This is a genomic window from Microbacterium sp. AC132 (genome assembly GCF_979258525.1).
This window is the reverse complement of the sequence record NZ_OZ409862.1, coordinates 373,526-398,749: the sequence shown is the minus strand read 5'-3', so window position 1 is coordinate 398,749 and position 25,224 is coordinate 373,526. Positions and strand designations below refer to the sequence as shown.

Here is a 25,224-nt window from a genome sequence, read left to right as displayed (position 1 = left end):
GCGACCGGTAGACTCGACCCCCGTGGCTCTCACTATCGGAATCGTCGGCCTGCCCAATGTCGGCAAGTCCACCCTCTTCAACGCTCTGACCAAGAACGACGTGCTCGCGGCGAACTATCCGTTCGCGACGATCGAGCCGAACGTCGGGGTGGTGAACCTGCCCGATCCTCGTCTCGACAAGCTCGCCGAGATCTTCGGCAGCGAGCGCATCCTGCCCGCCGCGGTGTCGTTCGTCGACATCGCCGGCATCGTGCGCGGCGCGAGCGAGGGCGAGGGACTCGGCAACAAGTTCCTCGCGAACATCCGTGAGGCGGATGCCATCGCCCAGGTCGTGCGCGGGTTCGCGGATGACGACGTCGTGCACGTGGACGGTGCGGTCAATCCGGCATCCGACATGGAGACCATCAACGCCGAGCTCATGCTGGCCGACCTCGAGACCGTCGACAAGGCGATCACGCGGTACGAGAAGGAGGTGCGCGGCAAGAAGATCGAGCCCGTCGTCCTCGAGACCGCCAACGCGGCGAAGGATGCGCTCGAGCGCGGTGTGCTGCTGTCCGTCGCGGGCATCGATCTGACGCCGATCCGCGAGCTCGGACTCCTCACTGCCAAGCCGGTCATCTTCGTCTTCAACGTCGACGAGGGCGTGCTCACCGACGACGCACGCAAGGCGGAGCTCGCCGCGCTGGTCGCCCCGGCGAAGGCCATCTTCCTCGACGCCAAGATCGAGTCCGAGCTGATCGACCTCGACCCCGAGGATGCCGCAGAGCTGCTCGCGTCGACCGGGCAGGACGAGTCCGGTCTCGACCAGCTCGCCCGCATCGGCTTCGACACTCTCGGACTGCAGACCTACCTCACGGCTGGCCCGAAAGAGGCGCGCGCGTGGACGATCCCCAAGGGATCCAAGGCGCCGCAGGCCGCCGGAGTCATCCACACCGACTTCGAGAAGGGCTTCATCAAGGCTGAGATCGTCTCGTTCGACGACCTCGTCGAGACCGGGTCCGTCGTCGAAGCCCGCTCCAAGGGCAAGGCGCGCCTCGAGGGCAAGGACTACGTCATGCAGGACGGCGACGTCGTGGAGTTCCGTTTCAACAACTGAGCGACGTTCTGCCCGAGTGCTGAGGAGATCGGCGCCGGCGCCTACGAAGCCGCGGGGTGCTAATCAGATCTCGTCGCGACGTCGAGCACGCACGGTCCAGCCGACCTGCGTCAGTGCCTCCGTGAGGCGGTCGGCGGCAGCGCTCGCGACGTCGACGCTTGCGTCAGAGCAGACGTCGATGGCGATCGGCGGCGGATCCGCGAAACGTGGGATCTGCACCTCTGCCCAGGCCTCGGGCGACAGCGGTACCCGAGGGGACGCGGTGCGGGCGTCTCGGATGGCGCTGTCCGCCGCGAAAGCGATGACGTCCAGCGCATGGAGCTTGGTGATCGGCATGTCCACCACGAGGGTGACGGCGAAAGTCGCGTCTGCGGTATCCCCGAATTCTGGCCTCACCGCATGAAGATATCACTGCGCGGTCGGTGCGGATACGAGCGTGACAGCGACGGGCGATGACCGCCATGCCGTGGAGTCGCGAGCGAACTCGGCGCGCACAGCCGGTCTAGCTGCGACGCTCGACATCCTGACTCAAGAGCTCGGGCCAGACTTGAACGTCTCCCGGAGTGCGGGCGACCCTCAGGGTCGCGTGCGGGAGCAGCTCGGCAAGGGATTCTGCGGTCGACAGCGGGTGGCCGGGGTCGTCCACCCAGGCCAATATCGTCGTCGGCACATCGATCCCTGCGACCGCCTCAGGGGCGGGCAAGTCGCTGAGCGCTGCACCGCGAAGCAACGACGGCAGAACGGCATCGGCGACGTCGGGCCATGTCTCCGGTGCCGAGACGGTGGCCGGGGGTGGCGTCGATCCGCGCGTGCCGGCGAGGAACGCCTCCACACCATCGGCTTCGATCAGCGCAGCCGCGGCTCGGTAGATATCCGCTTGAGCGGGTCTGGTCTTCCACCCGGTGGGCGGCACCATGAGTGTGAGTCCCGTGAAGCGGTCCGGCTCGAGCGACGCAGCGTGCAGAAGGGTCGCGGCACCCATCGAGGGGCCGACCCCGTGGACGTGCTCGCCGGGGAACCAATGATCGAGCAACCGCAGAAGATCATCCGCCAGGTTCGGCCAGCGATAGTCGTCGGCAACCTTCCGCCCGGTCGAACGGCCATGGCCGCGTGCGTCGTACCGCAGGAGTCGAGTTCCGCTCAGTCCGCGACCGAGGTCGAGATTGAGCACCCGGTCGCGGGCCCGGCTCGACGTGAGGCCATGCAGCTGGACGACGGGGTGCCCGCCTTCATCGCTCAGGGCGACAGCCAGCTCGGCTCCGGGTACCTCGAAGGTGGGCATCAGGCTCCTCGATCGATGACTGAGCGAGTCTGCTCGGGCAGTCGTGTTGAGTGATCAGGTTATCCGGACGATATGGTGCTACCCATGCGACTGACCAACGTCACGCACCTCCGCCTCCCCTTCGGACGGCTCTGGGGGTACGACGTCAGCGCGTCCGCGCTCGGACGACCCCTGCCCGTGTCGTTCGACCAGCGACTGCATGTCGGAGCGGGTGACCGACCCGGCTCCTGGATGGCTCTGTCGTTCCGGTTGCCCGCACAGACCGATCGTGAATCGATCGCGGATGCGTGGCTGGCTGTCGTCGCTCGACATGGCACGCTGCGATCGGCCTTCGCACGTGGTGCGGACGGCGATCCGACGCTTCACGAGATCGAGATCAGCCCCGGAAGCTGGGTCGAGCATCAGGTGGGCCCTGGTCAGGCGGTCAATGACGCGCTGCGCGATATCCTCGACGCGGAGTGCTCCCCATACGGACGTCCGTCCCATCGGCTGTGCGTACTGGAGACCGCTGCGGGGCTCACGGTCGTGATCGCGGCGGACCACGCGCACGTCGACATGTGGTCGATGCTCGTGATCGTGCGCGATCTGCTGTCGGCGCTGGACGCGGGCACGGCGGGCGCGAAGCCGATGTCGACGCCGAGGTCGGCGCCGGCATTCGTCGAACACACGCAGGCGCTGCTGGACAAGGACCCTGCACCGGACCACGTGCGGCGGCGATGGGAAGCGATCATCGCGGACAGCGGCGGGGTGATGCCGCAGTTCCCCCTATCTCTCGGCGCACCCGAGCCGCATCGCGAGCGCGTGGAAGTGCGCGATGTCTTCGATGTCGACGACGCCGCGGCATTCGCCGCGCAGGCCCGTGACGATGGCGTCTCCACGCTCGCATCGGCGGTGGTCGCGATGACCGCGGTGACGCGCGAAGTCGCGGGTACTGCGCTGCGAGCCGTGTTTCCCGTGCACAGTCGCTTCGAGGACGACTGGCATGACTCGGTCGGCTGGTTCATCACGAATTCCGTCCTCGAATCGGAGCTCGCCGAACCGCACGCTGGAGCAGCGGCCGTCAAGGAAGCAGTACAACTCGGTGCGTGGCCGCTCGCAGATGTGCTCGCACCGTGGGGTGGGATGCCGGTGGCTCCAGGGATGTTCGCGATCTCGTGGCTGGATCTGCGCAGGCTGCCCGTGCGGATCGACTCCGTCGGGCTCGACGCCCAGTACGTCAGCGCGGCAACCGACACCGACGGCGTCATGCTGTGGTTCATCCTGGACGAGTCCGGTCTGCACCTGAGATGCCGCTATCCCGACACCGCAGAGGCTCGCACCAATGTCGGCGGATGGCTCGACCTGCTCGTAGCCAGGATGCAGGCCGACGCGCGGTCCTCAGTGCGGGGACGACTGCAGGTGGCGGGCCGAACCTTCCGTGTCGAGCGGGCGACTCGGGATGACATCGAGGCGATCGCAGCGCTGCTGTCGGACGATCGATTCGGTGCAGACCGTGAGAGCGTCGAACTCGACCGATACGAGGCGGGCTTCCGCGCCGTCATCCGCGACGCATCCAACTACCTGGGGGTCGTCCGGGACAACGCCGACCGCATCGTCGCCACCATGCAGTTGACCGTCATCCCGGGGCTCTCTCGCGGCGGGTCGACCCGACTGCAGATCGAGGGACTGCGTGTCGCGACGGCGGAGCGATCACGGGGCCTGGGCGCGGCGATGCTGGAGTGGGCGCACGAGTTCGGTCGTGCGCGGGGGGCGACGCTGTCACAGATCACCACCGATGAGACTCGGGATCGCACCCGCGCGTTCTACACCCGGCTCGGCTACCAGACGGCCCACGTCGGGCTCAAACGGAACATCTAGCGCGCGTCACACCGCCAGGGCGTGCGGGTAATCCGTCGATCGTCCCTGGAAGCTCAGGATGCTCGGGTTCTGGATCCTTCCGTCGCGGATCTCGATCGCGCGTGTGAGCGTCGAGCTCTCGGCCCACGCGTCGGGGCCTTCGAGCACAGTGCGGAGGAAAGGCAGGAGAGCCTCGCTGATGTCCCACGTGGCCGAGTTCCAGAGATACGACGGGCTGTGGTCGACGGCGTAGTAGTTCACGCCCTGACCCACCGTGAACATCGGCTCGTCGAAGGTCGTCGGGGTCGCCCACTCGAAGCCCATGCCCTCGTCGCACGACACATCGATGATCAGGCTGCCCGAGGCGAAACGGGACAGGTCCTCGGTGCGCAGATACGTCAACGGCGCCGCGACATCCTGCAGGGTGCAGTTCACGACGATGTCGTACGTCGCCAGGAAGTCGGGGAGCAGCACGGAGCCGTCCTCCGTCTCGACCTCGCTGAGGTGCGTGGGTCCGTCGTCGGTGTTCAGCTGAGTGAGGTGCGAGTTGTGGATGGGGGAGCCCACGGCGGCCGCCCCGCGCTGAGTGAGGACTTCGATGTCGTGCACCCCGTGAGCATTCAATGCCGTCACCGCGCCGCGTGCCGTCGCCCCGAAGCCGATGACGACCGCGCGCAGGCGCGGGCCGTAGTCCCCGGTCGAGCCGACGAGGCTCATCGCATGGATGACCGAGCAGTAGCCGGCCAGCTCGTTGTTCTTGTGGAAGACGTGCAGGCTCATGTCTCCCTGCGGGGTCCAGTGGTTCATGGCCTCGAAGGCGATCAGCGTGAGACGGCTGTCGATCGCGGTCTGCGTGAGAGCGACGTCCTGCACGCAGTGCGGCCAGCCCCACAGAATGCCGCCAGCGCTGATCTCGGCGACATCCGCGAGCTGCGGCTTGGGCAGCAGCAGCACGTCAGCGGAGGCGAGCACGTCAGACCGCGCGGCGACCTGGCCGACGCGGGACTCCACATAGCCGGGCTCCAGCTGGAAGTCGACGCCGTACCCGTGCTCGACGATCATGCGAGCGCGCACATCCGCGTCGATGCGGTCGAGATGGCGGGGATGGATCGGGAGGCGCCGTTCGTTCTCCATCGAGGAGTTCGCCAGCAGGCCGAGGGTCAGAAGCTCCGGGCCGGAGGTCTGGGTATGGACGGACGAGCGTGTCGTGTCTGACAACGGGTTCCCATCTTCGGGGAACCAGAGTCAGCTCCTGGCCTGACTCTACGCCCCTGCGCGCCTGAGGTGGGGCGGCGACGATCTCCGCCGACGGGCTCGACTACGCTGGAAAGCGATCCCTGACATCCGAACGAGGAGCCGCGCGCCCATGACCGATACCCAGATCTTCGAGCCAGAGGGCCGCGCGATCCCCTTCGTGGATGAGGGAGACGGTCCGGTCAAGCTGGTTCTGATCCAGGAGCAGGGACTCGCCGCCGACGTGCTGGGCGTCGCCGCGCACTATCTCGCCGAAGAGGCGGGTTTCCATGTGCTGAGGATCGGCCACCGCGCGGCATCCGATGCCTCGCTCGACGAGCGTGTCGACGACGTCATCGACGTGATCGATCACGTCGGAATCGAGGACACCTGGGTCGGCGGTCATGGCTTCGGCGGGACGATCGCACGCGCCCTCGTGGCAGCGCACAGCGACCGGGCCAACGGTCTGCTGCTGCTCGGCGTCGAGGACGTCGACATCGCCGTCGCACCGGCGATCCCCGTGCTGATCGTTCAGGGAACCGAAGACACCGACACCCCGGCCGCCACTGCCGAGGCGTTGCAGGCCACGATGCCTGACCGTTCCAGCATCAAGACGATCGCCGGCGACCACCTGTTCCCGATGCACCACCCGATCGAGACCGGCGTGATCATCGAGGAATACCTGGACTGGGACTGACTCGGATGCCATCATCTGACCGCACTGTCGTCCTCGCGATCGACCTGCAGGCCGGCGTGATGCCGGGATGCTTCGACGAGCACAGTGTGCTCGCGCGTGCCGCAAGCCTCGTCGAGCGCGCTCGCGACGGTGGGGTTCCCGTGGTCTGGGTCCACCACGACCCCGTCGGAGTGGGCACACCCGAGTGGGAGCTCGCCGCGCCGCTGCGGCGGGACGAAGGAGAGCCGTTGGTTCGCAAGAGCTACCGCGACTCCTTCGCCGACACGAACCTGCGCGAGACCCTGGACGCCCTCGGCGCGACACGACTGGTGATCACCGGCGCGCAGTCCGACTTCTGCGTACGCACCACGATGCAGCGCGCGGCGGCGGAAGGCTATGACGTGACCCTCGTGAGTGACGCGCACACGACGGTCGACACGGAGTGGGACGGCGTGCCGATCTCAGGTGAGCAGATCGTCGCGCACACGAACATGTACTTCTCGGGACTGCGGTATCCCGGGCAGGAGTTCGCGATCGCGACGCATGATCAGGTCGCGCTCTGACGAGAGTCGCGCCCTCTCGGCACGCTCGCTCAGGTCGCCTTCTTCATCCTCTGGTTCTCGCTCTTCTTCCGCGCCGTGGCCTGACGGTCACCGGGCCGGGGCGGGCGTGGACCAGCCGTGAGCCTGACAGACTGGTCTGATGACCGCCACCCTCGTCGCCCAGAACCTGGCAGGCGGCTACGGCCACCGCATCCTCTTCGAGGGCCTCGACCTGACCGTCGCTCCCGGCGACGTCATCGGCGTGGTAGGCGCGAACGGCGCGGGGAAATCGACTCTGCTCCGCCTGCTCGCCGGTGTGGATGCGCCGATGGGCGGGTCGATCTCGCTCGCGCCCACCGACGCTTTCGTCGGCTGGCTGCCTCAGGAGCATGAGCGCGTCGACGGCGAGACGGTGGCGGGATACATCGCGCGCCGCACGGGCTGCGCGACGGCGACGAGTGAGATGGATGCCGCTGCAGCGGCGCTCGGCGATCCCACGCTCGCCCCGGCGGGCACGGACCCCGCCGACACCTATTCTCAGGCGCTCGATCGGTGGCTCGCGAGCGGTGCCGCCGATCTCGAGGAGCGCATCCCTGTGGTGCTCGCCGACCTCGGACTCCCGAGCACGAGCGGCGTCGCGGAGGACGCGCTCATGACCGGCCTGTCCGGCGGCCAGGCGGCTCGCGTCGGACTCGCCGCACTGCTGCTGTCGCGGTTCGACATCGTCTTCCTCGACGAGCCGACCAACGACCTCGACCTCGATGGGCTGGAGCGCCTCGAGGCGTTCGTACGCGGTCTCCGCGGCGGCGTCGTTCTCGTCAGCCACGACCGCGAGTTCCTGGCTCGCAGCGTCACCCGCGTGCTCGAACTCGATCTCGCCCAGGGATCGAATCGTCTCTACGGGGGCGGCTACGACGCCTACATCGAGGAACGCGCCGTCGTGCGTCGGCACCTGCGGGAGAAGTACGACGAGTTCGCCGACAAGAAGGCGGACCTCGTCGCGCGGGCGCGCACCCAGCGAGAATGGTCGAGCCAGGGCGTCCGGAACGCGATGAAGAAGGCTCCGGACAACGACAAGATCAGGCGCAAGGCGTCGACGGAGTCGAGTGAGAAGCAGGCGCAGAAGGTGCGTCAGATGGAGAGCCGGATCGCACGACTGGACGAGGTCGAGGAGCCGCGCAAGGAATGGCAGCTGGAGTTCACGATCGGCTCTGCGCCCCGATCGAGCAGCGTGGTCTCGACACTCAACGGGGCGGTCTTCCAGCAGGGCGCGTTCACGCTGGGGCCGCTGTCTCTGCAGGTGGACGTCGGCGACCGCATCGGAATCACCGGTCCCAACGGCGCCGGCAAGTCGACTCTGCTCCGTGGGCTCCTCGGACGACAGCAACCCGTCGAGGGGACCGCGGCGCTCGGGAGCAGCGTGCAGATCGGCGAGATCGACCAGGCTCGGTCGCTGCTGATCGGCGATTCTGCGCTCGCCGATGCGTTCGAGGCTCTCGTGCCCGAGATGTCGTCGGCCGAGGTGCGCACTCTGCTGGCGAAGTTCGGTCTGAGGGCAGACCACGTCACGCGTTCCGTCGAAGCCCTGTCACCGGGTGAACGCACGCGGGCGGCACTGGCGCTGCTGCAGGCGCGGGGAGTCAATCTGCTCGTCCTCGACGAGCCGACCAACCACCTCGACCTGCCGGCGATCGAACAGCTCGAGCAGGCGCTCCAGTCGTACACCGGAACTCTGCTGCTGGTCACGCACGACCGACGGATGCTGGAGGCTGTCCAGACCGATCGGCGGTGGTCCGTCGAGAGCGGCCAGGTCACCGAACGCTGAGGCTCAGCGACCCTGACGCTTCTTGTAGGGCTTCGGCTGACCCTTCACGATGGGCGCGCGACCTTTGCCCTTGGACGCCTTGGCCTTGCCGCCCGCCGGGCCCGCCGTCTTCGGCGCGGGCGGGGGAGCGGCGGCCACGGTCGCCTGCGCTTCAGCGAGGAACAGCTCTCCCACGTTCGTGAGTCGCGGCGTCCCTTCGCGATTGATCAGCGTGTGTCCGACCTCGTCCTCGAGCTTGTCGAGAGAGGTGTACAGGGAGGCCAGGGGAATGCCCAGCTGGGAAGCGGCTCGGGGGAAGTGCAGCGTCTCAGCGAGGACGACGTAGCGACGGAGCAATGCCAGCTTCATGCGGGGGAACGGTCCTTCTGGATCCGCGACGATCACGGGTCTCCGTCTAACCTACGCGAGGCGGATGCGCGGCAGTCCCAGACGCACGGATGCCGCGGCTCGATGAGCCGCGGCATCCGGTGGCGGATCTCCTCAGGAGACCTGCGGAAGCACGGCGAAGGACACGGATCCCTCGTCATCGACGCCGGCGTCGAGCACCTTGTCATCGAGCGCGGCTGCGGCGGTCTCATCGAGGAAGAGTCGGGTGCCCGACACCTCGACGACCTGGTCGTCGGGTTCCGGGTCCGGCGTCACGAGGACGGCGAGGCGCGCACCCCCATCCGGTCCAGGGGCGGGCGTGGAGTGGATGCGAAGCCCGGCGTCGTCAGCGTCGGTCTGACGGCTGACGAGGGTGTTCACGATTGCGGTGGCGTTATCGGTGAGGGTGAGCACAAGACTCTCCTTCCGGTTGCGGTCACGACGCGGGTGCGGCGTGACGGGCCACGATTCCGCACTCGGCGGGACGATTCAACCCGACGCGCCCGTTCAGAGGGGTCTCACACCTGATGCAGAGGTTTTCTCAGGAACACCTGCTCGGTTCCGTCGCCCTGCGGCACGCGCTCGGCCTCCTCGTATCCGCACGACTCGTACAGGCGGATGTTGGCTTCGCTCAGACTGCCGGTGAAGAGCTCGGCCACATCCGCGCTCGACGCGCGTTCGGCCGCGTCGAGCAGCGTGCGCCCGATGCCCTCTCCCTGCATGTCGGGCGCGATCGCGATCCTGCCGATCAGTAGCACGCCGTCGTCCTCGACGAACCGGATGACCCCGACCAGCCGTCCGTCCTTCCGCGCCGCGAGGCCGCTGCTGGAACGCAGCTCGGCCTCCACTTCGGGGAGCGTCTGGGTCAGCGGGGGCATATCGGCGCTGCCGTAGATCTGCGCCTCCGACACGAACGCCGCGCGCTGCAGGGTGAGCACCTCACCCGCATCCGACTCCGAGGTCGGGCCGATCACCACATCCGATGCGTGGTCGTCGATCTCGGTCTGTGCTCTCTCTGATTTCGTCACTGCGCCACGATCTGATGAGACCGGGGGGACTGTCAACCCCCTCGATACGGGCCGCGAGCGGAGCTAATCTCGCAGTTTCCAACCCCAGGAGGACTCATGGCTGAGAAGAGCACGTCCAAGAGCGCGTCCAAGACCGGCACCGCATCCAAGCGCGGAGCGAAGACGACGAGAAGGCAGAACGCCGAGAAGGGATTCACGGCGTCGCCCACCCTCGCCGCGAACCTGCAGCTCGTGCTGGTCGACCTGATCGAGCTCTCACTACAGGGCAAGCAGGCTCACTGGAACGTCGTCGGACGCAACTTCCGCGACACCCACCGTCAGCTCGACGAGATCATCGACGCCGCGCGCACGTTCAGCGACACGGTCGCCGAGCGGATGCGGGCACTGCACGCGGTGCCCGACGGACGCACGGACACCATCGCGGAATCGACCTCTCTTCCCGCGTTCCCGATGGGCGAGGTCTCGACGACCGACACGATCGACCTCATCACCGCGCGCCTCGAGGCGACGATCGGGACGATCCGCGACGTGCACGATGCCGTCGACGAGGAAGACCCCACGTCGGCCGACATCCTGCACGCGGTGCTCGAGAGCCTGGAGCAGTTCGCGTGGATGGTGAGTGCCGAGAACCGCACTCCCGCGACCAGCTGAGCTGACGTCTCACTCTCGTTCGTCCTCCCGCGTACGTTCGGCCTCTCGCCGGACCAGGCGCGGGAGGACGAGCCAGAGGAGGAGGACGGCGACCAGTGAGGAGACGAGCGCGATGAGCCCGGCGGCGCGATCGACGGTGAAGTCGATGATGAGGGTGGTCACACCGATCGTCAGCGCGGAGATCGCCACGAGGTCGATCTTCACGATCCGAGCGGCCACCCGGACGAGTTCGGGTTTGCGGCGGCGACCGAACAGCGCCCGGTGCATGCCCACCGGCGCGAGCGCCAGGATCGTCGCCAGCGCGGCGAGTGCCACCAGCACCACGTACAGATCCCTCTGGACCTCGTCCATGTCCTCGAAGCGGGGAGTGAAGGCGACGGCCAGCAGGAATCCGGTGAGGATCTGCGTACCGGTCTGCATCACTCGCAGCTCCTGCAGGAGCTCCTCCCAGTTGCGGTCGGCGCGCTCGTTCCGAGTCTCGTCGCGTCCGTCTCGTCGGTCGTCGAGCTCGCTCGACGGTGCAGATCGGTGGTCGGGTTCCATGCAGTCAGTTTTGCGGCACCGCTCGGAGTCTGTCCAGACTCTTGCGCAGATGCACTCGAGGAGCAGGGGATGACGCTTCCACCGATCCGCGAGTGGTGGCCCGGGCTGTCGCTCGAGGCACGAGTCGAGGTGCTCGGAGATACCGCGCCGCACCTCGGCGAGCGAACGCGGGATGAGATCAGGACGATCACCGGGGCTGTGGTCGGCATGGCCGAGACGCTGTCCGACGACGATCTGGAGTACGCCCGTTCCGAGGCCCGGTCGGAGATCGAGCAGGAGGACTCGGCCTGAGACGGCGTTGTCAGCTGTCGCCGTTCGGGTGCTCCTCGCGCAGCCGCGGCACGGTGCGGCGTTCGGGACGGAGACCGGCCTTGTCTGCGTAGAACGCCCGGATCCTGTCCATGTCAGCGGCGACGTCCCCCGTCAGCTCGATCGTGGGGCCGAGTCCGGTGGTCATCGTGGTGCGGTCGACGAAACCGAGAGTCACCGGCATCCCGGTCTCTCGTGCGATCCGATAGAAGCCGGACTTCCAGTACTCGTTGCCCCCGCGAGTGCCGTCGGGCGTGATCACGAGGCCGAAGACGCTGCCGGAATGGACCTGCTCCACGACGTCGTTGACGACCCGCGCCGGGTCGGCGCGGTCGACGGCGATGCCGCCGAGACGACGCATGATCGGACCCCGCCACCCGCGGAACAGGCTGTTCTTGCCGAGCCAGTGCACCTCGATGCCCAGTCTCCACGCGATCGCCAGCATGAGCACGAAGTCCCAGTTGGACGTGTGCGGCGCACCGATGAGGATGGTGGGTCTCTGAGGAGTGGCCTCGGCGGTGAGGGTCCAGCGGCTGACTGCCCAGAAGAAGCGGGCGAGGAGTCGTTTGAGCACTCGTCCACCGTAGGGCAGAACGTCTGATGATCAGCCGCCCCCGGCCGCGGCCGCATTTCCGCGCCATGCCGTCGCCACAGGCGTACGATCGAATGATGGCCAAGACACAGGACTCCGCCGAGCAGGACGCACCGACCGTGCTTCAGCCGCTGACCGGAACTCCGAACCTGCTTGATGACGACGCCGCCGGGTACTGCAGCGGCGGCGTCTGCCACTTCCCTGCGCCGAAGACGCAGTAGCAGGAGACGCCGCCGCAGCGGGACGATCAGTGTCCGCCGTGCGCTCCGCCGGAGACGTCGTCAGCGGGCTTGCGGACGAAGGGGCTCAGCGCCACCGCAGCCAGCGAGATGATCGCGGCGATGAGGAATGCCATGCGGGCACCCGGCGCACCGGCGACCGCCGTGGGGAGCCCTTCGGCTTCTCCGGCGTGCAGGATGGCGGAGTACGTCACCGTCAGCACCGCCACGCCCGCCGCGCCACCGACCTGCTGGAGGGTGTTCAGCACAGCGGAGCCGTGTGAGTACAGCGAACGCTGCAGCGACCCGAGCGACGCGGAGAACAACGGCGTGAACGACATCGCGAGTCCGACCGACATGGCCGCCTGCACGATGATGAGGACCCACCACACGGTGTGCTCGCCGACGGTCGAGTAGTAGAACAGCGCGGCCGACACCAGGATCGTTCCGGGGATCAGCAGCGGGCGAGTGCCGCGTGCGTCGTACACCCGACCCATGATGGGGCCGAGCAGACCCATCAGCACCGAACCGGGAAGCAGGATGAGGCCGGACTCGAGGGCGTTGAGGCCGGCGACGTTCTGCAGGTACTGCGGCAGAAGGGTCAGCGTCCCGAACATCGACAGCGCGAGGATCGTCATGATGACGACCGAGAATGTGAAGTTCGCCGAACGGAACACGCGCAGGTCGAGCAGTGCGTCGTCGACCCGCTGCAGCACCAGCTGGCGCCACACGAACAGCGCGAGTGCGACGGCACCCACGACGAGAGCGACGACACCGGCGGTCTCGCCGGATCCGCCTTCGCCGCCGAACTGGCTGAGACCGAAGACGATGCCGCCGAATCCGAGAGCGGCGAGCGGGATGGAGACGACATCGAGGGGGACCACGCGGGTCTCACCCAGGTTGGTCATCCACTTGACGCCGATGAGCAGCGAGACGAGCGCGATGGGCAGGATGATCGCGAACAGCGCACGCCAGTGGAGCGTCTCGAGGACCGCACCGGCGAGCGTCGGTCCGATCGCGGGAGCGAGCGAGATGACGAGTCCGACGCGCCCCATCATGCGTCCGCGCGACTGGGCGGGGACGACGTTCATGATGGTGGTCATGAGGAGCGGCATCATGATGCCCGTGCCGGCGGCCTGGATGACGCGGCCGGCGAGGAGGATCTCGAAGCCGGGCGCCACGAGGGCGACCAGGGTTCCGAGCGAGAACGAGATCATCGCGGCGATGAAGACCTGACGGGTCGTGAAGCGCTGCAGGATGAACCCGGTCGTCGGGATGACGACCGCCATGGTGAGCATGAATGCGCTCGTCAGCCACTGGCCGAGCTCGGGCGGGATGCCCAGATCGACGTTCAGATGGGGGATCGCGATGCCCATCGTGGTCTCGTTGAGGATCGCGACGAACGCGGCGACGAGCAGGAGCCAGATCACGCGCATGTCGCTGCGGGGGATCTCGCCGCTGCGCGCGGGAGGGGGCGTGGTGATCGACCCGGTGTCGACGGCAGACATACGGCCTCCAAGGCACTGAAGAGAGGGGAGATCGCGCGAGTGCGCGGGGACCACTCAGCGTAACCACAGGTTCGGACATTTCATTCCGGATCCCTCTGAATCCGCTCTCAGCGGACGGACGCCCGCGCTGAGCGCGTCCCGGGGTCATGCGTGCTGACTACGCTGGCGACATGAGCATGGGTGGTGGACGCGGGGGATTCCGCGGTGTGGACGAGAGCGCACAGCGTCGGCTCAACGCCGAGGCACCGCGCATCAGCGGGCTCGGATCCAGGGTGATCGCGCTGTTCCGTCCGTACCGCTGGCGCATCTTCTGGACCGGCGTATTGGTCGTGATCGGCGCCGCCATCGCCGTGATCCCGCCGCTGATCGTGCAGCGCATCTTCGACGACGCGCTCTTCCCCGTCGACGGCGGTGGCCCCCAGCTGCAGCTCCTGATCTGGCTGGTCTCGGCGATGGTCGGGCTCTTCCTCCTCTCCGCCGTCCTCGGCGTCGCGCAGACCTGGCTCACCTCGACCGTCGGCAACAGCGTCACGGGCGACCTGCGGGTCCGGCTGTTCGAGCATCTGCAGGCCATGGAGCTCGGATTCTTCACCCGGACGAAGACCGGCGTCATCCAGTCGCGTCTGCAGAACGACGTCGGCGGCGTCTCGGGCGTCCTGACCAACACCGTGACCAGCATCCTCGGCAATGTCGTGACGGTCATCGCCTCCCTCGTCGCGATGATCCTGATCGATTGGCGACTCACGCTGATCGCTGTCGTGCTCATGCCGTTCCTCATCATCGTGCAGCGACGCGTGGGGCAGGTCCGTGCGCGCATCGCCGGCGAGACCCAGGAGTCGCTGTCCGAGCTCACCTCCATCACGCAGGAGACTCTGAGCGTGTCGGGGATGCTCCTGTCGAAGGCGTTCAACCGACAGCGCACCGAATCGCAGCGGTACCAGGCCGAGAACCGCAACCAGGTGAGGCTGCAGGTACGGCGGGCGATGAGCGGGCAGGGCTTCTTCGCGGTCGTCCAGGTGCTGATGGCGAGCGTCCCCGCGGTCATCTACCTCGTCTCGGGCTACCTGATCGCCGGCGGCACCGGCGCGATCACCGCGGGAACCGTCGTCGCCTTCACGACCGTCCAGGCCCGTCTGCTGCAGCCGCTGATGGGCCTCATGCGGGTGTCGCTCGACCTCCAGACGTCGTCTGCGCTGTTCGCGCGCATCTTCGAGTACCTCGACCTGGTGCCCGAGATCCAGGACGCCCCGGATGCGATCACGGTCGCTGAAGCGCCGGGGCCACGGGGACGGATCGAGTTCGCCGACGTCGTCTTCCGCTATCCGGACGCGGCACCCGATGCTCGCCCCACCCTGCAGGGCGTCTCCTTCGTGGCCGAGCCCGGTCAGCACGTCGCATTCGTCGGTCCCTCGGGTGCGGGCAAGACGACGGTGCTGTATCTGGCGCCGAGACTGTACGAGGCGCATGGCGGCGCGGTGCTGTTCGCGGGAGCGGACGTGAAGACCCTCACGCAGGAGTCGATCATCGACCAGGTCGGCATCGTCTCGCAGGAGACGTACCTGTTCCACGCGACGATCCGCGAGAACCTGCTGTACGCCAGACCCGACGCGACGGACGAGGAGATGATCGCCGCCTGCACCGCAGCGAACATCCATCACATCATCAGCGGGTTCGAAGACGGCTATGACACCGTGGTCGGAGAACGGGGATACCGTCTCTCGGGCGGTGAGAAGCAGCGCATCGCGATCGCCCGAGTGCTGTTGAAGGATCCGCCCGTGCTGCTGCTCGACGAAGCGACGTCCGCTCTCGACACGGTGTCGGAGCGCGTCGTGCAGGAGGCGTTGGACGAAGCGGCCAAGGGGCGCACGACGCTGACGATCGCGCATCGACTCTCGACGATCATGGGGGCCGACGTCATCCATGTCGTCGAAGCCGGCCTGATCGTGGAGTCGGGCACTCACGCAGAGCTCCTCGCGCGGGGCGGTCTCTATGCCGAGCTCGCCGCGCAGCAGGTGGCCGCTTCGCGTGTGCTCGATACGGAGAGGGCCGTCGAGACGGCCGTCTCGGGAGGCGTGCGCGCGGCCCTCGCCCACCGTCGGGCCGACCGGGCTCCGGAGGATTCCGCCGGGGCGGATGCGGTCGACGCGCTCACCGCTCCGGTTCCGCTGCTCGACGTGTCCCGTGCCGACGAGCGGGTCTACCCGGCCGAGGGGTGAGACGTGCTCAGTGCACCGACAGGCCGCCGTCGATGAACAGCGACTGCCCGGTGACGTAGCTCGAGCCGGCGCCGGCGAGGAACACGGCCGCGGCCGCGAAATCCGATGGCAGTCCGTTGCGTCCGATCATGGTCCGTGCGGCGAGGGCGGCGATCTGCTCGGGGTCCTCCTGCAGCCGGGCGTTGAGCGGGGTGAGCACGAACCCCGGGACGAGACTGTTGCTCGTGACTCCGGTGCCTCCCCATGCCTCGGCCTCCGAGCGCATCAGCGACTCCACGGCTCCCTTCGAGGCGCCATAGACGCCGCTGCCGACGAACGCGCGGTGCGCCTGCTGTGAGCTGATGTGGATCAGGCGCCCGTAGCCCCGCTCGGCCATGCCGGTGGCATAGCGCTGGCCGAGCAGGAAAGGGGCGAGCGCATTCACGGTCATCGTCGCGTCCCAGTCGCCCTCGGTGATCTCGGAGAACGGCGGGCGGATGTTGATCCCTGCGGAGTTCACCAGGATGTCCGGCTCGCCGAACGGCTCGACGGCCGCTTCAGCGAGGGCTCGGATTCCCTCCCGCGTGCCGAGGTCTCCGACGACTCCTGCCGCCCGGCATCCGGCGCGGGTGAGCTCCGCCACGGTCTCGGCAATCCGCGCTTCACCGCGCGCCACGATCACGGTCGAGGCGCCTGCGCTCGCGAGTGCCGTCGCGATGCCGCGTCCGATGCCCGAGCTGCCACCGGTGACGACGGCGGTGCGCCCCTCGAGCGAGAAGAGGTCGGCGAGGTACTGGTTCATCGGTCTCCAGAGTGCGCGTCTCACCACGCCAGCGCGGCGGTGAGGGCGGGATCGGGGCGGGCGGCGGCGTGCTCGGGGAGTGCTTCGATCTCGGCGACGAACGCGTCGACCTCGTCTGAGTAGTCCGGTTCGGTGTGCGTGCGCGCGATCTCGAGCAGCGGCGGAATGTCCATGGCCAGGATCAGCTCGAGACGGGCAGTGACGGCGGCCTGTGCCCCCGCCTCGTGCAGCACGCGGATTCCTCCGCGCAGAGCCGTGAGATAGTCGCGCAGCACGGGGAGCTTCGCACGCCCCTGCGTGATCGAGGTGCCGTCCGCGCGCAGGCGCCAGCGCACCACGGTGTCGGGGATGACATCGAAGCTGCGCGCCCGTGTGTACATCAGCTGGGCGACCACCTGATCCTCGTAGGCGACGCCCTCGGGGAACCTCAAGTCGTTCCAGAACTCGGTGCGGCTGACCTTCGACCAAGCCACGATGTTCGCGCTCGCTCGAGGGTGCTCCGCGATCGTGGTGGCGAGTCGTTCGGGCGACGTCGCTGCCGACACCCACGGCTGCACGCGCCCCGCGACGTAGCGCTCGCCGTCGAAGCGCGACCGCACGTAGGCGCCGGCGACGAAATCGCTGCCGGTCTCGGCGAGCGTCCCGACGAGTCGTTCGAGGGCCGAGGGCGTGAGTTCGTCGTCTGCGTCGAGGAAGCCGATCAGGGGAGTGTCGACGAGGTCGATGCCGACGTTCCTTGCGGCACCCAGGCCGCGGGACGCCTCATGCTGCACCGCCCGGAACCGTGGATCCGATGCGGCGGCCGCGGCGAAGATCTCCGCCGTGTCGTCTCTGGATCCGTCGTCGATGAGGATCGCGTTCCACCGCGTCTCGGTCTGCGAGCGCAGCGACTCGAGTGCGGCAGGAGCGAAGGCGCCGATGTCGCGGCCGGGGACGATCAGGGTCACGATCGGGGCGGAGGCGGTCACGAGCCGAGTCTATGGCCGGCCGGTCGGGCTCGTCGTTCAGGGGTGGGTGACCGCGCGCACCGATTCGGCGACCAGCCCGGCGAGCCGTTCGGCCAGGTCGTGCGGGAGCGCCTCGCGTCCGAAGGTGAACCGCACAGAGGTCTGCGCGACCGTGGGGGAGATCCCGCATGCGAGAAGCACATGCGAGGGCTCGTCGCTTCCGGCGGCGCAGGCAGAGCCGCTCGACGACACCACGCCCCGACGCTCGAGCTCGAGCAGGACAGCCTCCCCGCTGACTCCGGCGAACGTGAAGCTCGCTGTGCCGGGCAGCCGTGTCACGGGGTCGCCGGTGAGGGCCGCCTGCGGCACGAGTGCGTGCACCGCGGCGATGAAGCGCCCCGTCGACTCAGCGACCCGGGCGCTCGCCTCCTCGCGCTCCGCGTCGGCGAGCTCCAGCGCTGTCGCGAGGGCCACCGCGCCGGCGACGTTCTCGGTGCCCGAACGGCGTCCTCTTTCCTGGCCGCCCCCGTGCATGAGCGGCTCGAGCGCGACGCGCCCTCGCACGGCGAGCGCTCCGACCCCCTTCGGAGCTCCGAGCTTATGCCCGGCGATCGCGACGGCATCCGCTCCGAGGCCGCTGAGCGGCAGCCACCCCGCAGACTGCACGGCGTCGACATGCACCGGGACGCCTGCCTCCCTCGCGGCTGCTGCGAGGGAGGCGACGTCCTGGACCGTGCCGATCTCGTTGTTGGCGTGTCCGAAGGCGGCCAGTGCGGTGTCATCGCGCAGGGCCTGCGTCAGAGCGGCGACGGAGATCCTGCCGAGGCCGTCGACGGGGATCGGCGTCACCTCGACGTCGTGGAAGCGCCGCAGGTGGTCGGCGGATTCGAGGATCGACTCGTGCTCGATCGGCGAGACGACCAGATGCCGGCGACCGCGTGCGAGGGCTGCCAGCACGATGCCCTTCACCGCGAGATTGTTCGATTCCGTTCCACCGGATGTGAAGATCACATCGCCCGCGCGCATGCCCAGCACTCGGGCCACCCGCGACCGCGCGTCGTCGAGTGCGCTCGCCGCGGCCTCACCGTACGTGTGGTGGCTCGACGGATTACCGAAGACCCCGGTCAGGAACGGGCGCATGGCCTCGACGACCTCCGGTCGCACCGGAGCCGTTGCGGCGTGATCGAGATAGAGCATCCCCGTCAGTCGATCCGCACGTCGAGACCGAGATCGAGCGCCCGGGCGGAGTGCGTCAGGGCGCCGACCGAGATGACGTCGACCCCGGTCGCCGCGATCGCCCCGACCGTGTCGAGAGCGACCCCGCCCGAGGCTTCGACCTGCGCGCGATCGCCGATCATCGAGACCCCGGCGCGCAGGTCGTCGAGAGAGAAGTTGTCGAGCAGCACCGTGTGCGCACCCCCGTCGAGCACGGCGGGGATCTGATCGAGCCGGTCGACCTCGACGACCACGTGCGTCGTGTGAGGCAGTCGGGAGAGCGCATCCCGCAGAGCCGAGGCGAGGTCGACGCCCGAGCGCTTCAGCACCGCGAGATGGTTGTCCTTGGCCATCACCGCATCGGACAGCGAGAACCGGTGGTTGTGACCACCGCCCGAGAGCACCGCATGCCGTTCGAACGCTCGCATGCCCGGGGTCGTCTTCCGCGTGTCGGCGATCCGCGCCGATGTCCCCTCGACCGCGCGCACGTAGGCGGCGGTGGCTGTCGCGACACCGCTCATCCGCTGGGTGAAGTTCAGAGCGATGCGCTCGGCGGTGAGGATGCCGCGGGCCGAGCCGGATACCGAGGCGAGCACGTCGCCTGCATCGAAGGCGTCTCCGTCGCCCACATGCACGTCGACCGCGATCGCCGGATCGGTGAGGTGGAACGCGGCCGCGAACACCTCGCCGCCGCTGAAGGTGCCCGCTTCGCGGGCGACGAGGTCGGCAGTGGCGGTGGCATCCGCGGGAAGCAGGGTCGCGCTCGTCAGGTCGCCCCAGGGGGCGTCTTCCTCGAGGGCTGCGCTGACGACGCGGGTGATGTGGGCGGCGGTGAGCATCAGACTGTCTCCAGGAGAGGTGAGGCGAGGGGGTCGCGGAAGTGCGCACCGACGGAATCGGTGCGAGCGAGCGCGGCAGACGCGGTCGCGCGGGCGAGCAGGAGGAGGTTCGCATCCTCGCGCTCGCGGACGGTGGCCGGCTCGGGAATCGCGGCGAGCCAGCGGCCGACGATGGTTGCGGCGTGTCGCAGACCCTCGTCCGAGCGCAGCAGGCCGACGTGGTCCCACATCAGGCGCTGCAGCGCTGCGCGACTGAAGTCGGCGCCGACAGCGATCTCGCCGGTGGATTCCGACTCCTCGGACAGAGGTGCGCGAGGCGCCGAGCCGCGCTGCGAGCTGACGGGAGGATGCTGCCAGGGCGTGCCGAGCGCGGCTGCCGCGCGGGCTCCGAAGACCGCGCCTTCGAGCAGCGAGTTCGAGGCGAGGCGATTCGCACCGTGCACACCGGTGCGCGCGACCTCGCCCACGGCGAAGAGCCCGGGGACGGAGGTGCGCCCGTCGAGGTCGGTGACGACGCCTCCCATCAGATAGTGGGCGGCGGGTGTCACCGGGATCGGAGTGGAGGCCCAGTCGAGACCGCGTTCCCGCGTCACGCGATCGATCGTCGGGAACCGCTGCGCGAGCCTGAGTCCGCCGATCATGGTCGCGTCGAGACGCACGGGGGAGCTCTGTCGGGTGGACTGGCGGGCGATCGCCCGCGCGACGACGTCGCGCGGGGCGAGCTCGCCGTCCGGGTGGCTGTCGAAGACGAATCGCCGACCGTCGGCGTCCACCAGCGTCGCCCCTTCGCCGCGGACCGCTTCCGAGACGAGGAAGGCGGGACCCTCGGCCAGGATCGTCGGATGGAACTGCACGAACTCGAGGTCGGCCACCGCGGCCCCGATCCGCAGGGCGGCGGCGATGCCGTCGCCCGTGGTGCCGAGGGGATTCGTGGTGTGCGCATACAGGTGCCCTGCGCCGCCCGTGGCGAGCACGACCGCGTCGGCGGAGAGCTCCGAGACCGCCCCGCCGACCTGGACACGCACGCCGCGCACGACGCCGTCCTCGGCGATCACGTCGGCCAGGAAGGCGCCCTCCACGACGGTGACATCCGCGTCGCGGACCGAGGCCACCAACGCCCGGGTGATCGCTGCTCCCGTGGCATCCCCTCCGGCGTGCACGATGCGTGCGTGACGGTGCGCGGCCTCCCGCCCGAGCAGCACCCGCCCGTCGGGTGAGCGGTCGAACGTGACGCCTCGGGCGATCAGCTCCGCGATCCTGGTCGCGCCCTCGTGCACGAGAACATCGACCGCGGCGGGATCCGAGAGTCCTGCTCCGGCATCGATGGTGTCTGCGGCGTGCTGTGCCGCCGAGTCGCCGACGCCGTAGATTCCGGCGACGCCGCCCTGCGCGTACCCTGTGCAGCCGTCGCCCAGCGCACCCTTCGTCACGATCGTGACCGAGTGGCCGGTCTCGTGCGCGTGCAGGGCCGTCGTGAGTCCGGCGATGCCCGAGCCGACGACGACGACGTTCATCGGGCGCTCGCCGCCACGGGCGGCTTCGCCGCCAGCATCCGTTCGAGGGCGATGCGGGCGGGGTCGGCCACGTCCGCCGTCACCGTGATCCGATTCGGCGTGCGGCCCGCGACGAGCTCTTCGAGCACCCAGGCGAGATACCCGGGGTGGATGCGGTACATCGTCGAGCAGGGGCACACCACCGGGTCCAGGCAGAAGATCTCGTGCTGGGGGAACTGCGCCGCGAGGCGACGGACGAGGTTGATCTCGGTGCCGATCGCGAAGGTGGTCGGCGTGGTCGCTGCGGCGATCGCCCGACGGATGTAGTCGGTCGATCCCGCCTGGTCCGCCGCGTCCACGACGGCCATGGGGCACTCGGGATGCACGATCACCCGGACCCCGGGGTGCTCGGCCCGCGCCTGGTCGATCTGATCCACGGTGAAGCGGCGGTGCACCGAGCAGAACCCGTGCCAGAGGATCACCTGCGAGTCGACGAGCTGTGCCGCGGAGGATCCACCGAGCGCCTGGCGTGGGTTCCACATCGGCATCCGCTCGAGCGGTACGCCCATCGCCTTCGCGGTGTTGCGGCCGAGGTGCTGGTCGGGGAAGAAGAGCACGCGCTGACCGCGCTCGAACGCCCACTCGAGTACGGTCTGCGCATTCGAGGAGGTGCACACGATTCCTCCGTGGCGCCCCACGAAGCCCTTGATCGCGGCCGACGAGTTCATATACGTGACGGGGATCACCGGCACCCGTCCACCCGCATCGGGTGTGTCGAGGTCGCCCAGCACGTCTGCGAGCTGCTCCCAGCAGTCCTCGACCTGATCGATGTCCGCCATATCGGCCATCGAGCATCCGGCCGCCAGATTGGGCAGGATCACGGCCTGGTCGGGTCCCGAGAGCAGATCAGCCGTCTCGGCCATGAAGTGCACTCCGCAGAACACGATCGCCTCGGCGTTCGGACGCTCCTTCGCCGCGGTCGCGAGCTGGAACGAGTCGCCCACGTAGTCGGCGTGCCGCACGACCTCTTCGCGCTGGTAGAAGTGCCCGAGCACGACGGCGCGGTCACCGAGGGTGGCCTTCGCGATGCGGATGCGCTCGTCGAGGTCGGCCTCGCCGGCCTCTCGGTACTCGGCGGGGAGCTCTCCCTGCCGCGGAGCGCCGGTGGGGATGACGTCGCCCATCGACGACCCGGGACCGTATCCGGGGCGGGAGTCGAAGTCCCAGGGGCCGGCGGCGAGGTCGGTCGCGCACGTCGCGTCGGTCGAGGCGCCGGACACGATCGACTGGATCGCGTGATCGACAGAGGCGTCGATCGGCTGGACGACCGGTGTGGGAACGAAGGTGATGCTCATCGGGTGCTCGTCTCCTCGGGGCCGAGGGGGCCGTGATCGGCCAGCTCGACGTCGGTGTTGTAGCGGTACAGGCGGGCGGGTCGGTGGTTGCCGGTGCGGAACCGGTCGGTGGGAAGGAGGTTGCCGGCGGATTCGACCTGGCGGCGGAAGTTGGCCGGATCCAGGTGCTTGCCGAGAATGGCCTCGTACGCCTCGCGGAGATCCGCCAGGGTGAACTCGGCAGGAAGGAAGCCGTGGGCGACGCGGCTGTAGCCGACCTTGTTCCGCAGCCGCCACAGGGCGTACTCGACGATCTTCGTGTGATCGAAGGCCAGCGCCGGGAGCTCATCGAGGTCGACCCAGCGCACGTTCTCCGGAGCCTTGCCGGATGCCCGATGCGCCGCGCTCTGCGCGTCGACGTCATCCTGGCGGAGCAGTGCCCAGTACACGATCGACACGACGCGGGTGGGGGAGCGGTCGACGGCCCCGAAGGCGTAGAGCTGCTCGAGATAGCTCGGCGTCAGTCCCGTCGTCTCGGCCAGAGTCCTGGCTGCGGCGTCGACAGCCGATTCGGTCTCGGTGAGCCAGCCGCCGGGGAGGGCCCACTGGCCGGCGAACGGCTCGCGCGTGCGCAGCACGAGTGGCAGCGCGAGCACCGCCGAGCCGTCCTCGGTGCGTCGAAGGGTGAGGATCACGGTCGACACGGCGACGTCGATGCCTCTGCTTTGGGTCATATGTACCTTAACCTCCTGCTCCGATCTTAGTGTCATCTCGACTGTTAGTGCATCTTCATGACGCCACCGCCCCTGAGGCCGAAACGTTATATACCAGCGTTCTGGACTCTTGTCGCTATGAAAGGGATTTGTTAGGTTACTGTCCTAACAAATCCCTTTCGGGATCTGTTGCGAACTCCGTCCGGAGTTCGACTCCACCCGGAGAAATCCCTCCTGCAGTGCAGCACCGAGAGGAAATACAGAATGATCCGTAACGGAAGGCGCAAGATCGCGCTCACCGCTGTGGCGGGGGCATCCGTCCTCGCCCTGGGCCTGACGGCCTGTGGCGCAGGCGGAGGCAACGAGGGGAGCGGTGGCGATGGCGACCGTGCTCTTCGTGTCTGGGCCGGCAGCCAGACCCCCATCACCGCGAACTACAACCCGTTCGCCCCGACCGTGCTCCACGGTGCACTCGGGCCGATCTACGAGCCGCTGTTCTTCTTCAACAAGACGGCGGATTCCGAGCCCGTCGGTCTGATCGGAGACTCGTACGAATACAACGAGGACGGCACGGTGATCACGATCGCCATCAAGCCCGATCTCAAGTGGAGCGACGGAGAGCCGCTGACCGCCGCGGACGTCGCGTTCTCCTTCACCTACGAGGCCAACAACCCTGAGGGCAACGGTCTCGTCTCGGCGGAGGCGACCGACGACACCACGGTCGTCCTCACGTACACGACCGCGCAGTACACGACCGAGTTCCAGCGCCTCGGTTCGACCTACATCCTCCCCGAGCACGTGTGGGCGGAGGTCACCGACTTCGCGAACTTCGCCAACGAAGAGCCGGTCGGCTCCGGCGCCTACGTGGTCGACAAGACGACGAGCGAGTCGTACACGCTCGTCGCCAACGAGAACTTCCGCGACGCCGACGAGCTCGGAGTCAAGAAGGTCCAGTACATCGCGGTCGACAACAACCAGACCGCACAGGACCTGCTCGCCGCCGGCAAGCTCGACTGGACGGGCATGTTCATCCCGAACCCGGACGACGTCACGGGCAACGGAGCGATCGATTGGATCAACACGCCGCAGGACCCGACCGTCCTGTACACGTGCTCGAACGCCGAGCTCGGCTGCACGGGTCCCCAGACCGACGTCGCGGTTCGACAGGCGCTCAACGTCGCGATCGACCGCGCGGCCATCAAGGACAAGGCGTTCGTCGGTCTGACCGGCGACATCTCGCCGACCTTCGCGCTGCTGCCCCGTGACGAGAAGTGGGTCGCGGACTCCGCCAACGAGATCAGCCCCCAGGAGGCGAACGCCGACGAGGCTGGCGAGATCCTCGAGGCCGCCGGCTACACGAAGGACGGCGACTTCTACGCGAAGGACGGCGTGCCGCTCGAGCTCAGCCTGATCTCGGTCGACGGCTGGACCGACTACAACGATGCGGCGAAGCTGATCGCCGAGCAGGCAGAGGCTGCCGGCATCAAGATCACGGCATCCACGGTGCAGTGGCAGGAATTCTCGGACGCCCGTCAGGGCGGTGACTTCCAGCTGATCGTCGGCGGTGTGGTCGGAACCTCGGTGGCCGACCCGTTCCAGATCTACCGCGACTGGTTCGGCGGCACGACCGTCGGTTCGACCGCAGCGGTGGGCTCGGAGGTGCCCGCGGGGCGTTGGAACTTCAGCCGATACAGCAACCCCGTCGTCGACACGGCCGTCCAGGCCGCGATCAGCACGAACGACGAGGCAGAGAAGAAGGAGCTGTACGGCACGATCCAGACCGAGATCGTCCGTGATCTGCCCTACATCCCGCTCGTGATCAACGCGACGCAGACCTTCTACAACACGAAGGACTTCACGGGATGGCCGACGGAGGAGGACCTCTACGCCTTCCCGCCGTCCTGGGGTGCGATCGCGGCGGGCTACGTCCTGACGCAGCTCGAGCCGGCGAACTAAGCACATGGAGTCGGGGGAGCAGGAA

The 25,224-nt window shown here is 68.3% G+C and carries 26 protein-coding genes; 10 read left to right on the top strand and 16 right to left on the bottom strand.

The features are described 5' to 3' along the window. The first annotated feature begins 22 nt into the window (after positions 1-22). A complete protein-coding gene (ychF, locus tag ACZZZQ_RS01860) occupies positions 23-1,096 on the top strand; it encodes a redox-regulated ATPase YchF (RefSeq protein ID WP_056277996.1) in 1,074 nt (357 codons plus the stop codon). A gap of 63 nt (positions 1,097-1,159) precedes the next feature. Here the strand turns inward: ychF and ACZZZQ_RS01855 are convergent, their stop codons facing one another. Both ACZZZQ_RS01855 and ACZZZQ_RS01850 read right to left on the bottom strand, forming a co-directional pair. Continuing rightward, on the bottom strand, positions 1,160-1,492 hold the full coding sequence (locus tag ACZZZQ_RS01855; protein WP_463506770.1) for a hypothetical protein: 333 nt from the start codon (positions 1,490-1,492) through the stop codon (positions 1,160-1,162). A 106-nt stretch (positions 1,493-1,598) separates the two neighbouring features. Then, positions 1,599-2,378: an alpha/beta fold hydrolase gene (locus ACZZZQ_RS01850; protein WP_463506769.1), complete on the bottom strand. Its 780-nt coding sequence runs from the start codon at positions 2,376-2,378 to the stop codon at positions 1,599-1,601. Positions 2,379-2,462: 84 nt separating this feature from the next. Here ACZZZQ_RS01850 and ACZZZQ_RS01845 point away from each other — a divergent pair, with 84 nt between their 5' ends. Next, positions 2,463-4,235: a GNAT family N-acetyltransferase gene (locus ACZZZQ_RS01845; protein ID WP_463506768.1), complete on the top strand. Its 1,773-nt coding sequence runs from the start codon at positions 2,463-2,465 to the stop codon at positions 4,233-4,235. 6 nt (positions 4,236-4,241) lie between these two features. Here ACZZZQ_RS01845 and ACZZZQ_RS01840 read toward each other — a convergent pair whose 3' ends face one another. After that, positions 4,242-5,348, bottom strand: coding sequence for a N(5)-(carboxyethyl)ornithine synthase (locus tag ACZZZQ_RS01840; RefSeq protein ID WP_463508079.1), 1,107 nt, complete (start codon positions 5,346-5,348; stop codon positions 4,242-4,244). Between the two features lie 232 nt (positions 5,349-5,580). On the opposite strand from ACZZZQ_RS01840, the gene ACZZZQ_RS01835 reads away from it, so the two are divergent. The 3 genes from ACZZZQ_RS01835 (at position 5,581) to ACZZZQ_RS01825 (ending at position 8,490) form a co-directional block, all read left to right on the top strand. Beyond that, positions 5,581-6,144 carry an alpha/beta fold hydrolase gene (locus tag ACZZZQ_RS01835; protein ID WP_053095540.1) on the top strand — a complete coding sequence of 188 codons (564 nt, stop codon included), beginning with the start codon at positions 5,581-5,583 and terminating at the stop codon, positions 6,142-6,144. A 5-nt stretch (positions 6,145-6,149) separates the two neighbouring features. Continuing rightward, positions 6,150-6,686 carry an isochorismatase family protein gene (locus tag ACZZZQ_RS01830; RefSeq protein WP_463506767.1) on the top strand — a complete coding sequence of 179 codons (537 nt, stop codon included), beginning with the start codon at positions 6,150-6,152 and terminating at the stop codon, positions 6,684-6,686. Between the two features lie 139 nt (positions 6,687-6,825). Further along, positions 6,826-8,490, top strand: a complete 1,665-nt coding sequence (locus ACZZZQ_RS01825; protein WP_463506766.1) for an ABC-F family ATP-binding cassette domain-containing protein — start codon at positions 6,826-6,828, stop codon at positions 8,488-8,490. A 3-nt stretch (positions 8,491-8,493) separates the two neighbouring features. On the opposite strand, the gene ACZZZQ_RS01820 is transcribed toward ACZZZQ_RS01825, so the two are convergent. The 3 genes from ACZZZQ_RS01820 to ACZZZQ_RS01810 form a co-directional block, all read right to left on the bottom strand. Then, positions 8,494-8,838 (bottom strand): LysR family transcriptional regulator, encoded by a 345-nt coding sequence (locus ACZZZQ_RS01820; RefSeq protein WP_053099048.1) that lies wholly within the window; start codon positions 8,836-8,838, stop codon positions 8,494-8,496. Positions 8,839-8,970: 132 nt separating this feature from the next. Next, positions 8,971-9,270, bottom strand: coding sequence for a Fe-S cluster assembly protein HesB (locus ACZZZQ_RS01815; RefSeq protein ID WP_053095543.1), 300 nt, complete (start codon positions 9,268-9,270; stop codon positions 8,971-8,973). A 104-nt stretch (positions 9,271-9,374) separates the two neighbouring features. Beyond that, complete coding sequence (locus ACZZZQ_RS01810) at positions 9,375-9,884, bottom strand: GNAT family N-acetyltransferase (RefSeq protein ID WP_372984305.1); 510 nt, start codon at positions 9,882-9,884, stop codon at positions 9,375-9,377. 96 nt (positions 9,885-9,980) lie between these two features. On the opposite strand from ACZZZQ_RS01810, the gene ACZZZQ_RS01805 reads away from it, so the two are divergent. After that, positions 9,981-10,535, top strand: a complete 555-nt coding sequence (locus tag ACZZZQ_RS01805; RefSeq protein WP_053095544.1) for a Dps family protein — start codon at positions 9,981-9,983, stop codon at positions 10,533-10,535. A gap of 9 nt (positions 10,536-10,544) precedes the next feature. On the opposite strand, the gene ACZZZQ_RS01800 is transcribed toward ACZZZQ_RS01805, so the two are convergent. Next, positions 10,545-11,078: a DUF6328 family protein gene (locus ACZZZQ_RS01800; RefSeq protein ID WP_056278016.1), complete on the bottom strand. Its 534-nt coding sequence runs from the start codon at positions 11,076-11,078 to the stop codon at positions 10,545-10,547. A 69-nt stretch (positions 11,079-11,147) separates the two neighbouring features. On the opposite strand from ACZZZQ_RS01800, the gene ACZZZQ_RS01795 reads away from it, so the two are divergent. Continuing rightward, complete coding sequence (locus tag ACZZZQ_RS01795; protein ID WP_053095546.1) at positions 11,148-11,369, top strand: hypothetical protein; 222 nt, start codon at positions 11,148-11,150, stop codon at positions 11,367-11,369. Between the two features lie 10 nt (positions 11,370-11,379). Here ACZZZQ_RS01795 and ACZZZQ_RS01790 read toward each other — a convergent pair whose 3' ends face one another. After that, entirely contained in the window at positions 11,380-11,961 is a 582-nt protein-coding gene (locus tag ACZZZQ_RS01790) for a 1-acyl-sn-glycerol-3-phosphate acyltransferase (protein ID WP_463506765.1), read from the bottom strand. A 95-nt stretch (positions 11,962-12,056) separates the two neighbouring features. Between ACZZZQ_RS01790 and ACZZZQ_RS01785 the strand changes: the two genes are divergently transcribed. Further along, the gene (locus tag ACZZZQ_RS01785; protein WP_164481686.1) at positions 12,057-12,200 is read left to right on the top strand and encodes a hypothetical protein; all 144 of its coding nucleotides are present in this window, start codon (positions 12,057-12,059) and stop codon (positions 12,198-12,200) included. A 26-nt stretch (positions 12,201-12,226) separates the two neighbouring features. On the opposite strand, the gene ACZZZQ_RS01780 is transcribed toward ACZZZQ_RS01785, so the two are convergent. Beyond that, entirely contained in the window at positions 12,227-13,705 is a 1,479-nt protein-coding gene (locus tag ACZZZQ_RS01780) for an MDR family MFS transporter (protein ID WP_463506764.1), read from the bottom strand. A gap of 170 nt (positions 13,706-13,875) precedes the next feature. Here ACZZZQ_RS01780 and ACZZZQ_RS01775 point away from each other — a divergent pair, with 170 nt between their 5' ends. Next, complete coding sequence (locus tag ACZZZQ_RS01775; RefSeq protein ID WP_053099050.1) at positions 13,876-15,921, top strand: ABC transporter ATP-binding protein; 2,046 nt, start codon at positions 13,876-13,878, stop codon at positions 15,919-15,921. 7 nt (positions 15,922-15,928) lie between these two features. Here ACZZZQ_RS01775 and ACZZZQ_RS01770 read toward each other — a convergent pair whose 3' ends face one another. The 7 genes from ACZZZQ_RS01770 to ACZZZQ_RS01740 are packed head-to-tail and all read right to left on the bottom strand — an operon-like array spanning position 15,929 to position 23,264. Continuing rightward, positions 15,929-16,702 carry an SDR family NAD(P)-dependent oxidoreductase gene (locus ACZZZQ_RS01770; RefSeq protein ID WP_463506763.1) on the bottom strand — a complete coding sequence of 258 codons (774 nt, stop codon included), beginning with the start codon at positions 16,700-16,702 and terminating at the stop codon, positions 15,929-15,931. 20 nt (positions 16,703-16,722) lie between these two features. Then, positions 16,723-17,670, bottom strand: coding sequence for a glycosyltransferase family 2 protein (locus tag ACZZZQ_RS01765; protein ID WP_187249376.1), 948 nt, complete (start codon positions 17,668-17,670; stop codon positions 16,723-16,725). Between the two features lie 36 nt (positions 17,671-17,706). Beyond that, positions 17,707-18,846: a cysteine desulfurase family protein gene (locus tag ACZZZQ_RS01760; protein ID WP_463506762.1), complete on the bottom strand. Its 1,140-nt coding sequence runs from the start codon at positions 18,844-18,846 to the stop codon at positions 17,707-17,709. 5 nt (positions 18,847-18,851) lie between these two features. Continuing rightward, positions 18,852-19,703: a carboxylating nicotinate-nucleotide diphosphorylase gene (gene nadC, locus ACZZZQ_RS01755; RefSeq protein WP_053095552.1), complete on the bottom strand. Its 852-nt coding sequence runs from the start codon at positions 19,701-19,703 to the stop codon at positions 18,852-18,854. Further along, the gene (gene nadB / locus ACZZZQ_RS01750; protein WP_463506761.1) at positions 19,703-21,217 is read right to left on the bottom strand and encodes an L-aspartate oxidase; all 1,515 of its coding nucleotides are present in this window, start codon (positions 21,215-21,217) and stop codon (positions 19,703-19,705) included. Before nadB ends, nadC begins: the two co-directional genes overlap by 1 nt. Beyond that, the gene (gene nadA, locus ACZZZQ_RS01745) at positions 21,214-22,551 is read right to left on the bottom strand and encodes a quinolinate synthase NadA (RefSeq protein ID WP_463506760.1); all 1,338 of its coding nucleotides are present in this window, start codon (positions 22,549-22,551) and stop codon (positions 21,214-21,216) included. Before nadA ends, nadB begins: the two co-directional genes overlap by 4 nt. Then, positions 22,548-23,264 (bottom strand): NUDIX hydrolase, encoded by a 717-nt coding sequence (locus tag ACZZZQ_RS01740; RefSeq protein WP_053095555.1) that lies wholly within the window; start codon positions 23,262-23,264, stop codon positions 22,548-22,550. The genes nadA and ACZZZQ_RS01740 overlap by 4 nt, the downstream gene beginning before the upstream one ends. 243 nt (positions 23,265-23,507) lie before the next feature. Between ACZZZQ_RS01740 and ACZZZQ_RS01735 the strand changes: the two genes are divergently transcribed. Continuing rightward, positions 23,508-25,199: an ABC transporter substrate-binding protein gene (locus tag ACZZZQ_RS01735; protein ID WP_053095556.1), complete on the top strand. Its 1,692-nt coding sequence runs from the start codon at positions 23,508-23,510 to the stop codon at positions 25,197-25,199. Positions 25,200-25,224 lie beyond the last annotated feature (25 nt).

Excerpts from the sequence above, each read along its gene's own strand:
- ACZZZQ_RS01805 (WP_053095544.1), top strand. The coding sequence starts at position 9,981 with ATGGCTGAGAAGAGCACGTCCAAGAGCGCGTCCAAGACCGGCACCGCA.
- ACZZZQ_RS01770 (WP_463506763.1), bottom strand. The coding sequence starts at position 16,702 with ATGAACCAGTACCTCGCCGACCTCTTCTCGCTCGAGGGGCGCACCGCC.
- ACZZZQ_RS01835 (WP_053095540.1), top strand. The coding sequence starts at position 5,581 with ATGACCGATACCCAGATCTTCGAGCCAGAGGGCCGCGCGATCCCCTTC.
- ACZZZQ_RS01785 (WP_164481686.1), top strand. The coding sequence starts at position 12,057 with ATGGCCAAGACACAGGACTCCGCCGAGCAGGACGCACCGACCGTGCTT.
- ACZZZQ_RS01840 (WP_463508079.1), bottom strand. The coding sequence starts at position 5,348 with ATGGAGAACGAACGGCGCCTCCCGATCCATCCCCGCCATCTCGACCGC.
- nadA (WP_463506760.1), bottom strand. The coding sequence starts at position 22,551 with ATGAGCATCACCTTCGTTCCCACACCGGTCGTCCAGCCGATCGACGCC.
- ACZZZQ_RS01795 (WP_053095546.1), top strand. The coding sequence starts at position 11,148 with ATGACGCTTCCACCGATCCGCGAGTGGTGGCCCGGGCTGTCGCTCGAG.
- ACZZZQ_RS01780 (WP_463506764.1), bottom strand. The coding sequence starts at position 13,705 with ATGTCTGCCGTCGACACCGGGTCGATCACCACGCCCCCTCCCGCGCGC.
- ACZZZQ_RS01800 (WP_056278016.1), bottom strand. The coding sequence starts at position 11,078 with ATGGAACCCGACCACCGATCTGCACCGTCGAGCGAGCTCGACGACCGA.
- nadC (WP_053095552.1), bottom strand. The coding sequence starts at position 19,703 with ATGCTCACCGCCGCCCACATCACCCGCGTCGTCAGCGCAGCCCTCGAG.
- ACZZZQ_RS01825 (WP_463506766.1), top strand. The coding sequence starts at position 6,826 with ATGACCGCCACCCTCGTCGCCCAGAACCTGGCAGGCGGCTACGGCCAC.
- nadB (WP_463506761.1), bottom strand. The coding sequence starts at position 21,217 with ATGAACGTCGTCGTCGTCGGCTCGGGCATCGCCGGACTCACGACGGCC.
- ACZZZQ_RS01740 (WP_053095555.1), bottom strand. The coding sequence starts at position 23,264 with ATGACCCAAAGCAGAGGCATCGACGTCGCCGTGTCGACCGTGATCCTC.
- ACZZZQ_RS01845 (WP_463506768.1), top strand. The coding sequence starts at position 2,463 with ATGCGACTGACCAACGTCACGCACCTCCGCCTCCCCTTCGGACGGCTC.
- ACZZZQ_RS01735 (WP_053095556.1), top strand. The coding sequence starts at position 23,508 with ATGATCCGTAACGGAAGGCGCAAGATCGCGCTCACCGCTGTGGCGGGG.
- ACZZZQ_RS01775 (WP_053099050.1), top strand. The coding sequence starts at position 13,876 with ATGAGCATGGGTGGTGGACGCGGGGGATTCCGCGGTGTGGACGAGAGC.
- ACZZZQ_RS01850 (WP_463506769.1), bottom strand. The coding sequence starts at position 2,378 with ATGCCCACCTTCGAGGTACCCGGAGCCGAGCTGGCTGTCGCCCTGAGC.
- ACZZZQ_RS01820 (WP_053099048.1), bottom strand. The coding sequence starts at position 8,838 with ATGAAGCTGGCATTGCTCCGTCGCTACGTCGTCCTCGCTGAGACGCTG.
- ACZZZQ_RS01830 (WP_463506767.1), top strand. The coding sequence starts at position 6,150 with ATGCCATCATCTGACCGCACTGTCGTCCTCGCGATCGACCTGCAGGCC.
- ACZZZQ_RS01760 (WP_463506762.1), bottom strand. The coding sequence starts at position 18,846 with ATGCTCTATCTCGATCACGCCGCAACGGCTCCGGTGCGACCGGAGGTC.